This is a genomic window from Fibrobacter sp. UWH4 (assembly GCF_900142475.1).
Lineage (GTDB): Bacteria > Fibrobacterota > Fibrobacteria > Fibrobacterales > Fibrobacteraceae > Fibrobacter.
The window spans coordinates 115,811-127,397 of the sequence record NZ_FRAY01000001.1; the positions used below are offsets into that span (position 1 = coordinate 115,811).

Consider the following 11,587-nt stretch of genomic DNA (forward strand, 5'->3'; position numbering starts at 1 on the left):
CGCAGTGGCGAAGCGTAATTTATAGTGATCGAGCGAATAAGATGGATCAGCCTGCCGTGGCAACGCATCGGGCAAACCTTGCGTATTCTCCGTTCGATAAGACCCGATTGACTTTTACCGTGGATAATATTACCGACGAAAAGTATCGAAATTTCTATACGCCCTTCCCTATGCCTGGGCGAGAATACAAGTTCACAATCATACAGGGGTTCTAGCCCCCGCGCTAAATGCGTAAAGCCAGAAAAGGAAAAAAATGAAACAGATGAAAAATAAACTTATCGCGGGCGCTGCTTTGGCAAGCCTTGCATTCGGTCTCGTGGCTTGCGGCGACGATTCTAGCTCTTCGGCGTTGGCCGCCGGCGACGACACGGAACTCAGTTCTTCGTCCAACGACGATGCTAGCAGCTCTAGTGTCAAGGCTGAAAGCAGTTCCTCTGTTGCAAAGGATGAAAGTAGCAGTTCTGTGGCGAAGGACGAAAGCAGCAGTTCTGTGACGAAGGACGAAAGTAGCTCCTCTGTTGCCAAGGAAGAAAGTTCTTCTTCTGTCGAGGAAGTCAGCAGCTCTTCTGCCGAAGATGTGGTAACGGCAGCTGTCTTTGGCACTGACTATACCACGGGTGAACTCCGCTGGGTAATCAACGGTAAAAAGCTTTCTGAAAAGAGCGTAGCATTCTTCCAGGATTCCAAGGTGATTGCAAACGGTTCCGATTTGTATGTTCTCGAACGTATGAAGGCTGACAATATCACGAAGTTGAATTCCAAGGAACTTGAAGAAAAGGGTGCAAAGGCCGTTGTCTGGCAGATTTCGCTGGACGATAACGCAAACCCGGTTGATTTGGCTTTCGACGGCGAAAACGCCTGGGTTGCTCTCCAGAACGCAGACTCCCTTGTAAGGATTTCTACCAAGGATGGCAAGATTTCTAAGTCTATCAAGACAACGGATTTTGCTTACGAAGGCGAAACCTCTCCGTATGTAGCTGACATTGAACTTAACGACGGCAAGCTCTATGTGTTGATGCAGCGCTACACGCTGGATCCGGCTACTTGGGCAACGACTTATCCTAAGGGCCTCCTTGCCATTTACGATGCATCTACTGGTGACCTGAAGGATACTGTGCAGTTGCTTAAGAAAAACCCCACTGCCATGACGTTCTTTGACGGTAGTCTTTATGTGGCAAGCCAGGGCGAATACAATGCCGATTATGGCACCGATGCCGATGAAGAACGCGGTATTGAAAAGGTGAATCTTGCCGAAAAGAAATCTGAACTGATCGTGTCTGGCAAGACTCTTGGTGGTGGTATTTATGCCTTTGCCGCCGAAGACGGAATTGCCTATGCCGCCATTTACAAGTCCTATGGCGATGTGCCTCTTGCCAAGATTGATCTTGCTGCAAAGACAGCCTCTACGGTTGAAGGCGTTGCCGATGCCGAAGGCTCCCTCGCTGTGAAGGGGGGCGTTGTTTACGTAGGTGACCGCAGCTATGCCAACGAAAAGGTCTTTGTTGTCAAGGACGGCAAGGCCTCGGCGGTTGAATCTGTGGAGGGTGCTCTCGCTCCGTACAGCATTACGCTGCTTTAATGAAGAACCTTAAGGTTCCGTAACCAAGTCCATCGCCCTGCGGATCATTTCCGCGGGGTTATTTGTTTTGGGGGCGTTTTCGCCGAGGTACTGGCGGAACTTGCGGGCGCCGGGTTTGCCGTTAAAAAGTCCGTACAGGTGGCGCACCAGAATCGTGGCGGGGGTGCCGCGGGCAGCTTCCATTTCTACATAAGGGAGATTGGCTTCGAGCAGCGCTTTGCGACTAGTCATTCCCGACCCTCGAAGAGGGGAGGGAATCCATGAAGAATCATGATGGATTTCGTCGCCGTTGGTGTCACCGAAAATTCTTTCGTCGGCGTCGCGCAGAAACCACGGATTTTCGTAAGCTTCGCGCCCCACCATCACGCCGTCTAAATCCTGCAACTGTTCCTGCACCTGGTCAAGCGTCTTGATGCCGCCATTAATCGAAATGTTCAGCTGAGGCATTTCTGCCTTGAGGCGGTGCACAAAGTCGTAATGCAGCGGTGGAACTTCGCGGTTTTCCTTGGGACTTAGGCCCTTGAGCCAAGCCTTGCGGGCATGGATAATGAACACGCGGCAACCCGCATCTGCAATGGTGCCGATAAAGTCGCGGAAAAATTCCCAAGAGTCGAATTCGTCGACACCAATGCGGCACTTGATAGATACGGGAATGCTTACGGCGTCCTGCATGGCCTTGAAGCAGTCGGCGACCAGGTTCTTGTCTTTCATGAGGCATGCGCCGAAGTTGCCATTCTGCACGCGGTCTGAAGGGCAGCCGCAATTCAGGTTGACTTCCTGAAAGCCGGACTGCTCGACCATCTTGCTGCACTTGGCCAAATCGGCGGGATTAGAGCCGCCCAGTTGCAGCACCGCGGGGTATTCGAATTCCTGATGGCGCAGGAACTGGTCCGGATCGGTATGCAGCAGCGCATTAGTCGTGACCATTTCGCTGTACAACAGAATGTGCTTCGACAGTAACCGCAAGAAATACCGTTCGTGACGGTCGGTGCAGTCAAGCATCGGGGCAATAGATAATCTGCGGTTAAAGTCAAGATTCATAGAGGTCGCTTCGCTTTGAGGTGTGAGGTCATGCTAAAGCACTGTGAGGTCGCTTCGCTTTGAGTTTTTTGCTCATTGCTCATGCCTCAGAGAGCCGAAGGCTCGACCCCACTGCCACTAAATAAACATCATCGTGTTGAGTTTGGCGCGGTATTTCCACGTGAGTTCGTGCTTCGGCCCGAGAACTCCGAACAAAGTAAGCATCGCCTTCTTTGCGGCGCCGTCGTTCCATTCCGGAGCTTCTACGTAAAGGTTCAGGAACGCCTGCAAGGCACTTTCAAAATCTTCGCTACAGGCGAGCTTGCATGCTTCGTGGTACACGATTGCTTCTTTACCTTGAACGTCCTTCTTGGCGGCTTCGGCGTGGAAGTCCAGCAGTTCCAGCAGCGATTTCGCTTCGCGGTACTGGTCGTCGGCTTCGGTAAACTTGGCAAGGACTTCCTTGGCTTTTTCAGTGTCTCCCATGCCGAGGCTTGCCTTGGCCCACAAGAGCTGCAACTTCTTGTCGTCGGGGGTCTTGGCGAGCGCTTCGTCGAGCATCGGGAGCGCCTGGTCAAAATTCTTTTGGGCAATGGCGTCTTCGAGGGCTGCTTGGAAACGTGCTTCGTCTGAAACGAAGAATTTTTCAAGACGCTTCTTGAGGTCTGCTTCGGGGAGAACGCCCTGGATGACGTCTGCAATCTGGCCCTTGTCGACAATGTGAACTTCGGGTACCGAGCGCACGCGGAATGCCTGGATCAGCTGCATGTTTTCGCGTTCGTCGCAGCTTACGACGCCGAGCGTAAAGTCCATGCTGGTAGAAAGCTGCCCCAGCAACTGGGAATATGGTGCGCAGTCGGGGTACTCTGCAGAAGAGAAAAGCACCGCTACGGCGCGGTTTTCGGAGGCCTGAGCGACCTCGGTTTCAAAATTTTCAGCGGTAATTTGAACTACTTTAGCCATACGCTAAATATAGAAAGGTATGAGCTCGGGGCGTTGCCCCTTTGAGTAATGAGGTCGGCACTGCGTGCCTTTGAGCGATTGATAGAAAATTCCTCATATTTCATACCCCAGAGCGCCATAGGCGCGACCTCAAACCCCAAAGGAAGCCGAAGGCGACCGACCTAATTACTATATTCCCCAACATGAATACTTGTCCTTATTGCAAATCGGAGGTGGCGCAGATCAAGTTCCAGCATCTGGACTTGCGTATTTGCCCCAAGTGCTTTTCTACGTTTTTCCCTTGCGACCAGACCATGGCCTTCCGCAGCGATTTGACCGACAAGTCTCGCGAACTTTGGCTCAAGGCCCTGCTAGCCAAGAATGTGCAGGACCCGGTTTGCGAAGACCCTTGCTGCATTGATCACGGCGAACCTCTGGTGCAAGGAAAACTCCCGGACTACGGTTACGACGGCAAGGTGACGAACTGCTGCAAGATGTTCCACATGCCGCCTTCCATGACGATTCAACTTTTGAAGCGTACCCTGGAACACCCGTTCCAGCAACCGGCGAAAGAGGGTAAGCATCATTTCTTCTTTATCCGCTTGCTCGATGCCCTGATAGACCGACTCTTTGGCGAGAAGATGCCTGACGAAGATCCGTTGGACTTGGTGCAGTACAGTCTTCATCTCAAGCCTATTTTGGAACCCGAAACTTCAAATGACTAAAACCTATATTACAATCATCGCAATCGCAGTCGCGGTAATTATTGGCTATTTTGCGATGCCGAGTCGTTACTTTATTGATTCGGTGTTTCCGTTGCATGGGGATGCGTCTGTCGATGCGTACGACGACACCTACGACGGTGGTTCTTCCCAGGTGGCTTTTACGCAGGCGGATTCCTCGCTTTCGTTCAGCTGTACCCTGGGGGGCGAAGAAGGTCAGTCTGCCTGGTGTGGCTTTGTGATAGACCTGCGCGAAAATGGCGAAGAACGGTATCGCGACTGGACATTTGTCGATTCCGTCATCCTAGACCTGTACGCCGAAGGAACCGATGAGGTCCTTATGAAAATATGGACGTATGATCCGGATGTCACGGATACCTTGAAGGCACGAACCTTCCGTCTATTGATGAAGGAAATCCCGCTTGTGGCCGGTCGCCAGAGAATCTCGATTCCGATGGAACAGTTCTACACGCCGGAATTCTGGTTCAACGACGAACATGTGGACCCCTCCTTGATCGACCGTCATCAAGAAACGGTGGCCCGCGTAGAAGTTGCTCCCGGCTGGAATCATCCTCGCGGAAAGAAATTCTCGTTGAAAGTCCATGAAATTGCAGTCAAGGGTCTCAGTAATTTTTCGTTTGGCGTCGTGATGTTCATTATGCTCGGCCTTATGATTGTGGCTATCGGTCGGACTCATTCCTACAACAAAGAAAACGAAACCCAGAAGACGGAATCTGACGCATGAAAAGTATCGTCCTAGCCTCTGCGGCGCTTGTCGTTTTGATTGCGTTATGGGTAGCCTTGTTTGTTACTTTCAGGTCTACGGAACAGGTGTTGTTCCCGGGCGGAACCTACCAGGTCTATCCGGTGACGGATTCTGCAGTCGGCGGTTTTTCGACGGTGGAACTTTCTCAGTCGGATTCTGTGATTTCGGCCCGTGTCAATATCCGGTCCGGTATGGCGTATCCCTATGCTGGCATGGGCGTGAACCTGCTTTCGATCCACAATCGACCGGCGTCAGGATATTTTGATTTTTCGGATTATGATTCTTTGGTTATCGATGCGGAAACGGATCGCATGAGAAAAATTGGAGTCAAGATTTTAAACGACGATCCCGTCTATAGCCAGAAAAACGATTACCGGAGTTACCGACCGATGGTTTCCCAGGTGCAGGTCCGCAAGAACGGGGTTGCCGTGTCGATGCTGGACTTCAAGGTTCCCGAATGGTGGCTTGCCATGCAGGGGCTCGAAAAGGATGATGGCCTGCGTTACATGAACCGCGGAATGTTGTTTGAAATTACGAATGGCGAAGGAACGATGCTTGGCATCCCGGACGAAATTACGGTACGCTCTATAAAGTTGTGGGGCGAAAACCGGACGTTCAAGGCGCTGATGTATGTCGCTTTGGCGGTAATTGCCGCTGTGTATGCGGGTGTAGTCGCTCTAGCCGTTCGCGGCTCGGAACGGTCCGTGAAAAAACGGATGAAAAAAGAGGAGAACCTGAAGTCCCGTATGGCCTCGGCGGCAAAACTTTTGAGGGAGTCGGACCGCTCGGTGGCCGAAATTGCGATTGCGGTCGGGGCGGGAAGTCCGTCGTCTTTTGAAAAAGACTTTGTCCGAATCTACGGAGTAAAGCCCTTAGACTATAGGAATCAAAAATGATTAAACGTATTTGGACGATTGACCGTGTCATGCGGCACCTTTTTATGGCGACGGGAATTGGTATCCTGCTTTGGATACTGAATTACCTGAGCGCGGTACTCGCGCCGTTTTTTGCGGCCTTTTTGGTGGCCTATATCTTTGATCCGCTTGTATGTAAAATTCAAAATAAAGTAAAGTACCGTGTCGTCGCCGTGGCAATTGTTATTTCGATGATGGTGCTGGTAATCGGCGGGGCAATGTGGATTTTTATCCCGATGGTGGTCGGTGAAGTTCGACATTTAGGGGTGCTTATCCAGAAATTGTTCAGTGATTCGACTTGGATGGAACGTCTTTCAGCCTTTGTTCCTCAGGACTTGTGGCGGGAATTCAAGTCCCTGATTTCTTGGGACAAGGTCGCGGTGGCGATGCAGAGCCTTGATTTCTGGAATGCGGCGCAGTCCGTGGCGGGGAAGGTCCTGCCGAGTGCCTGGGGCGTGGTGACGAAGACTTCCAGCTTGGTCATGTGGCTGTCGGGCGTGGGCCTCATCTTTATGTATCTCGTATTCATTATGCTTGATATGCCGAAACTTCGTAAGGGGGTCAAGAATCTGTTCCCGACAAGGTATAGGCAGAGAGCTTCGGAGTTCGCGATGGAAATGGACCGTTTCATGGGCAGTTATTTCCGTGCGCAGTCGTTTGTGGCTCTTTCGGTAGGTATTTTGTATGCGATCGGCTTCGGCGTCATCGGACTGCCTATGGGGGTTGCCTTTGGCCTTTTCTCGGGCGCCCTGAATATGATCCCTTACTTGCAGCTCACGACGATTCCGTTGGCGTTGCTGTTGGCGGTGGTCTACGCTTTGGAAAAGGGAATGCCGTTTTGGGAAGTGGCCATCATTGTTCTGGTGATTTATCTGGTGGTGCAAGTGATTCAGGATATGATCCTGGTGCCCAAAATTGTGGGGTCGTCCATGAATTTGCCTCCGGTGGGCATACTCCTGTCCCTTTCTATTTGGGGCAAACTCCTCGGATTTTTGGGCCTGATTGTCGCGATTCCCTTTACTTGCCTGTGCCTCGTTTATATTGAAAAAATCCAGAAGAAAGCGGATGCTATCGTGGAGTCGGATGTCGAACCACCGCCTGAGGCCTGATTTTATAGGGTTTTTCAAAAAATTTTCAAAAAAAATGTGCCACGACGCAAAAAAAAAAAGTATAATATCATCATAAAATTCTTAACCTACTCAAGGAGTAAAAAATGAATAAGCAAGATCTCATCGAAGCCATCCTCGCTAACAAGGAAGCTGGCATTGAATCCAAGGCCGCTGCTGCTCGCGCAGTTGACGCTGTGCTCGACGGCATCACCGCCGGTATCAAGAAGGACGGCCTCGTTCAGTTGATCGGTTTCGGTACTTTCTCTGTTAAGGAACGTGCTGCTCGCGAAGGCCGCAACCCGCTCACCGGTGAAAAGATCAAGATCAAGGCTTCCAAGACTGTTTCCTTCAAGGTCGGCGCTGGCCTCAAGGAAACCGCTAAGAAGACCAAGATCAAGAAGTAATTGGTTTTTAAGCGATTTGCTTGCACCTGGGAATACTCCCGGGTGTTTTTTTTTGTCGCAGCTCTCGCCTTTTACTATATTGTACTGTAATGTGTTGAACATCAACTAATTAGAGAGGGATGATATGATTCGTAAGTTTTTGGGAATGCTTTGCCTTTCCGCTTTTGTAATGGCGGTAATCGGTTGTGGTAGCTCCAGCAGCGGCTCCGATGAAGACGAATGCACCAAGGATCCGGAATCCGTGAATTGCAAGGTCGAAAAAACGGATGACGTCCTGACGGACGGAGTGGAACCGTAACGACTGTTTTTTTTACATATTTTAGTATAAGACATTGAAAGATTTACAATATTTGTCTATATTTGCGCAAGTTTAAACCTTGAGCGAATTAGACAGGAAGATGAACAAAAATCTTGCAATGTCGAAGCCCCAGAGCTGCGAGACCTGCGCAATCCACTGCGCAACTGCAACGGGTTTTTCCAAGGTTGATAATTTTTCTGATTTTGCTGGACTTTTTAGTTCAGCATTTTTTTTAGGATTTAATAATTAGACAAACGGAGATAAAAAAATGAAGATTGAAGGCATCGACAAAGTTCTTATCATCGGTTCTGGCCCGATCGTAATCGGTCAGGCTTGCGAATTCGACTATTCCGGCACCCAGGCTTGCAAGGCCCTGCGCGAACAGGGTTACAAGATTGTGCTCGTGAACTCCAACCCGGCTACCATCATGACCGACCCGGTCATGGCCGATGCCACCTACATCGAACCGCTGAACGTCGCCCGCCTCACCCAGATTATCGAAAAGGAACGCCCGCAGGCTCTCCTCCCGAACTTGGGCGGTCAGACCGGCCTGAACCTTGCCTCAGCACTCAGCAAGGCCGGCGTGCTGGACAAGTATGGCGTGAAGGTCATCGGTGTGAACCTCGACGCTATCGAACGCGGCGAAGACCGTGAAATCTTCAAGGAAACCATGCAGAAGCTCGGCATCGACACCCCGCGCTCCGGCATTTGCCACTCTGTGGAAGAAGCCGAAAAGATCGTTGCTGAAATCGGCTACCCGGTCGTGGTTCGCCCGGCTTACACCATGGGCGGTGCAGGTGGCGGTTTCTGCTACAACGTGGAAGAACTCCGCACCATTTGCTCCAACGGTCTTGAACTCTCCATGACGCACCAGTGCCTCATCGAAGAATCCATCCTCGGTTGGGAAGAGCTGGAAGTCGAAGTCGTGCGCGACTCCAAGAACCAGATGATCGCCATCTGCTTCATCGAAAACATCGACCCGGTGGGCGTGCATACCGGCGACTCCTTCTGCGCGGCCCCGTTCCTCACCATCGACAAGAAGCTCGAAGAAGAACTGAAGGAAAAGGCCTTCAAGATTGTGGAATCCATCGGCGTGATTGGCGGTACCAACGTGCAGTTCGCTCACGACCCGAAGACCGGTCGCGTGGTGATTATCGAAATCAACCCGCGTACCAGCCGCTCTTCTGCACTTGCTTCCAAGGCTACCGGCTTCCCGATCGCCCTCATTTCTGCAAAGCTCGCTGCAGGCCTCACCCTCGATCAGATTCCGTACTGGCGCGATGGAAGTCTCGAAAAGTACACCCCGAGCGGTGACTACGTGGTGCTCAAGTTCGCTCGCTGGGCATTCGAAAAGTTCCGCGGCGTCGATGACTGCCTCGGCACCCAGATGAAGGCCGTGGGCGAAGTCATGGCTATCGGTAAGACCTACAAGGAAACCCTCCAGAAGGCTATCCGCGGTCTCGAAAATGGTCGCTCCGGCCTCGGCTTTGCGAAGGACTTCAACAAGAAGAGCAAGGAAGAACTCCTCGAAATGCTCAAGACCCCGAGCTCCGAACGTCACTTCCAGATGTACGAAGCCATCCGCAAGGGTGCAACCGACGAAGAAATCTTCGCCGCCACCTACGAAAAGGCTTACTTCGTGCAGCAGATGCGCGAACTCGTGGAACTCGAAGAAGAAATGCTCAAGACTCCGGGCCGCCTGCCTTCCGATGAACTCCTCATCAAGGCCAAGAAGGACGGCTTCAGCGACAAGTACATCGCCAAGATTCTCGGCATCCGCGAGAAGGACGTGCGCAAGAAGCGTACCGAACTCGGCGTGGTCGAAGGCTGGTGCGCAGTGCCGGTGAGCGGTGTGGAAAACCAGTTCTACTACTACAGCACCTACAACTGCAAGGACGAATCTACCGCTTCCACCAACCCGAAGAAGATCATGATTCTCGGCGGTGGCCCGAACAGAATCGGCCAGGGCATCGAATTCGACTACTGCTGCTGCCACGCTGCCATGGCCCTCCGCGAAATGGGTTACGAAACCATCATGGTGAACTGCAACCCCGAAACGGTTTCTACCGACTACGATACTTCCGACAAGCTGTACTTTGAACCGGTTTCTTTGGAAGACGTTCTGCAGATCTATCATAAGGAAAAGCCGGCTGGCGTGATCGTGCAGTTCGGTGGTCAGACTCCGCTGAACATTGCCCGCGCTTTGAGCGACGAAGGCGTCAAGATTCTCGGAACGAGCATCGACTCCATCGATATTGCTGAAGACCGCGACCTGTTCCGCAAGATGATGGACCAGCTCGGCATCCCGATGCCGGAAAGCGGCATGGCCACGAACATCGACGAAGCCCTCGCTTGCGTCAAGCAGATCGGCGGCTACCCGGTGATGATCCGCCCGAGCTTTGTGCTTGGCGGCCGCGGCATGGAAGTCATCTACGATGAAAACATGCTCCGCGAATACGTGGCGAAGGCTGTTGGCGTGACCCCGGACCGTCCGCTCCTCATCGACCGCTTCCTCCACAACGCTCTCGAATGCGAAGCCGACGCCCTCTCTGACGGCGAACACGTTTACATCCCGTCCGTGATGGAACACGTGGAACTTGCCGGTGTCCACTCCGGTGACTCCGCTTGCATTATCCCGCCGGTGACCATCACCAAGGAAAACTTGGCCACCATCAAGGATTACACCAGGAAGATTGCTGAAGCCCTCCACGTTTGCGGCCTCATGAACATGCAGTACGCTATCGAAGACGGCAAGGTGTTCGTCCTCGAAGCGAACCCGCGCGCAAGCCGCACGGTGCCGCTGGTCTCCAAGGTTTGCAACACGCAGATGGCCCGCCTCGCGACTCGCCTGATGCTCGGCGCCAAGCTCGAAGACCTCAAGCTCAAGGACAAGAAGTTCAACCACCACGGCGCCAAGGAAGCCGTGTTCCCCTTCGACAAGTTTCCGAAGGTGGACCCGGTTCTCGGCCCCGAAATGCGCTCCACCGGCGAAGTGCTCGGCCTCTCCGACGACTACGCTCTCGCTTACTACAAGAGCCAGGAAGCCGCAGGTTCCTTCCTCCCGAACGAAGGTGCCGTGCTGATTAGCCTCTCCGACAAGGTTAACTTGTCTGAACAGGCCATCGAAATCGGCAAGGAATTCCAGAAGCTCGGCTTCAAGATTTACGCTACCGAAGGAACCGCCAAGTTCTACGAAGCAGCCGGTGTCAAGTGCGAAGTGGTGAACAAGATCGCCGAAGGCCGCCCGAATGTCCTCGACATCATCCTGAACAAGCAGGTGAACCTCATCATCAACACGCCGTGGGCAAAGCGCGACGCCATCAAGGACGAAAGCGCCATCCGCAAGGCCGCCATCAAGTACAAGGTTCCGTACATCACGACCCTCGCCGGTGCCTACAACACCGTGAAGGGCATCGCCGCCGCAAGGAACGGACATGGTGCTGTGAAGTCTCTCCAGGAGTACCACGCGAGCATCGAAGAGGTCTAAGGTCCCTGAGCCTGCCGAAGGGCCGCTCTAGCGTGTCATCCTGAGCGAAGCCCTGTCATTCTGGAGCGAAGCGATAGAATCTAGGGCGAAGCCGAGGGATCAAAAAAATTCAAAGGACTGCAGCGATGCAGTCCTTTTTCTGTATGGGAGGGGGAGGAATCCCCCTCGCTTCTGTTTCGCCAGGCTAAAGGCTGTATAAAGGTTGGTGAGCCTGTCGAACCATCCGCTACCCCTTCTAACGGGTGCTCAAAACCCTGTAAGCGAGAGTCGCAGCCATGCTTGTATGGCTATGACCGAGCGTCATGGGTTTCTGCAAACGCCGCGCCCGTAACGCCCGGCTTACTCC

Annotated in this window: 10 protein-coding genes; 8 read left to right on the forward strand and 2 right to left on the reverse strand. The window is 52.6% G+C overall.

All coding sequences use genetic code 11. The features are described from left to right. Positions 1-253: 253 nt before the first annotated feature. Positions 254-1,579 (forward strand): NHL repeat-containing protein, encoded by a 1,326-nt coding sequence (locus BUA93_RS00440; protein ID WP_072976481.1) that lies wholly within the window; start codon positions 254-256, stop codon positions 1,577-1,579. 9 nt (positions 1,580-1,588) lie between these two features. Here BUA93_RS00440 and dusA read toward each other — a convergent pair whose 3' ends face one another. Both dusA and BUA93_RS00450 read right to left on the reverse strand, forming a co-directional pair. Continuing rightward, the gene (gene dusA / locus BUA93_RS00445) at positions 1,589-2,620 is read right to left on the reverse strand and encodes a tRNA dihydrouridine(20/20a) synthase DusA (protein ID WP_072976482.1); all 1,032 of its coding nucleotides are present in this window, start codon (positions 2,618-2,620) and stop codon (positions 1,589-1,591) included. Between the two features lie 117 nt (positions 2,621-2,737). Further along, positions 2,738-3,562 (reverse strand): tetratricopeptide repeat protein, encoded by an 825-nt coding sequence (locus tag BUA93_RS00450; protein ID WP_072976483.1) that lies wholly within the window; start codon positions 3,560-3,562, stop codon positions 2,738-2,740. A gap of 182 nt (positions 3,563-3,744) precedes the next feature. On the opposite strand from BUA93_RS00450, the gene BUA93_RS00455 reads away from it, so the two are divergent. The 7 genes from BUA93_RS00455 (at position 3,745) to carB (ending at position 11,241) form a co-directional block, all read left to right on the forward strand. Further along, entirely contained in the window at positions 3,745-4,266 is a 522-nt protein-coding gene (locus BUA93_RS00455) for a hypothetical protein (RefSeq protein ID WP_139257632.1), read from the forward strand. After that, entirely contained in the window at positions 4,259-5,008 is a 750-nt protein-coding gene (locus tag BUA93_RS00460; protein ID WP_072976485.1) for a hypothetical protein, read from the forward strand. Before BUA93_RS00455 ends, BUA93_RS00460 begins: the two co-directional genes overlap by 8 nt. Further along, on the forward strand, positions 5,005-5,925 hold the full coding sequence (locus BUA93_RS00465) for a helix-turn-helix transcriptional regulator (RefSeq protein ID WP_072976486.1): 921 nt from the start codon (positions 5,005-5,007) through the stop codon (positions 5,923-5,925). The genes BUA93_RS00460 and BUA93_RS00465 overlap by 4 nt, the downstream gene beginning before the upstream one ends. Further along, positions 5,922-7,052 carry an AI-2E family transporter gene (locus tag BUA93_RS00470; protein WP_254793779.1) on the forward strand — a complete coding sequence of 377 codons (1,131 nt, stop codon included), beginning with the start codon at positions 5,922-5,924 and terminating at the stop codon, positions 7,050-7,052. The genes BUA93_RS00465 and BUA93_RS00470 overlap by 4 nt, the downstream gene beginning before the upstream one ends. Positions 7,053-7,156: 104 nt before the next feature. Next, a complete protein-coding gene (locus tag BUA93_RS00475) occupies positions 7,157-7,456 on the forward strand; it encodes an HU family DNA-binding protein (protein WP_072976487.1) in 300 nt (99 codons plus the stop codon). 124 nt (positions 7,457-7,580) lie between these two features. After that, positions 7,581-7,754 carry a hypothetical protein gene (locus BUA93_RS16085; protein ID WP_175547338.1) on the forward strand — a complete coding sequence of 58 codons (174 nt, stop codon included), beginning with the start codon at positions 7,581-7,583 and terminating at the stop codon, positions 7,752-7,754. Positions 7,755-8,022: 268 nt separating this feature from the next. Next, the gene (gene carB, locus BUA93_RS00480; protein ID WP_072976489.1) at positions 8,023-11,241 is read left to right on the forward strand and encodes a carbamoyl-phosphate synthase large subunit; all 3,219 of its coding nucleotides are present in this window, start codon (positions 8,023-8,025) and stop codon (positions 11,239-11,241) included. Positions 11,242-11,587: the final 346 nt, after the last annotated feature.

What these genes read in the sequence shown, in the direction of transcription:
- BUA93_RS00460 (WP_072976485.1), top strand. Translation starts at nt 4,259, where the DNA reads ATGACTAAAACCTATATTACAATCATCGCAATCGCAGTCGCGGTAATT.
- BUA93_RS00450 (WP_072976483.1), bottom strand. Translation starts at nt 3,562, where the DNA reads ATGGCTAAAGTAGTTCAAATTACCGCTGAAAATTTTGAAACCGAGGTC.
- BUA93_RS00475 (WP_072976487.1), top strand. Translation starts at nt 7,157, where the DNA reads ATGAATAAGCAAGATCTCATCGAAGCCATCCTCGCTAACAAGGAAGCT.
- BUA93_RS00440 (WP_072976481.1), top strand. Translation starts at nt 254, where the DNA reads ATGAAACAGATGAAAAATAAACTTATCGCGGGCGCTGCTTTGGCAAGC.
- dusA (WP_072976482.1), bottom strand. Translation starts at nt 2,620, where the DNA reads ATGAATCTTGACTTTAACCGCAGATTATCTATTGCCCCGATGCTTGAC.
- BUA93_RS16085 (WP_175547338.1), top strand. Translation starts at nt 7,581, where the DNA reads ATGATTCGTAAGTTTTTGGGAATGCTTTGCCTTTCCGCTTTTGTAATG.
- BUA93_RS00465 (WP_072976486.1), top strand. Translation starts at nt 5,005, where the DNA reads ATGAAAAGTATCGTCCTAGCCTCTGCGGCGCTTGTCGTTTTGATTGCG.
- BUA93_RS00455 (WP_139257632.1), top strand. Translation starts at nt 3,745, where the DNA reads ATGAATACTTGTCCTTATTGCAAATCGGAGGTGGCGCAGATCAAGTTC.
- BUA93_RS00470 (WP_254793779.1), top strand. Translation starts at nt 5,922, where the DNA reads ATGATTAAACGTATTTGGACGATTGACCGTGTCATGCGGCACCTTTTT.
- carB (WP_072976489.1), top strand. Translation starts at nt 8,023, where the DNA reads ATGAAGATTGAAGGCATCGACAAAGTTCTTATCATCGGTTCTGGCCCG.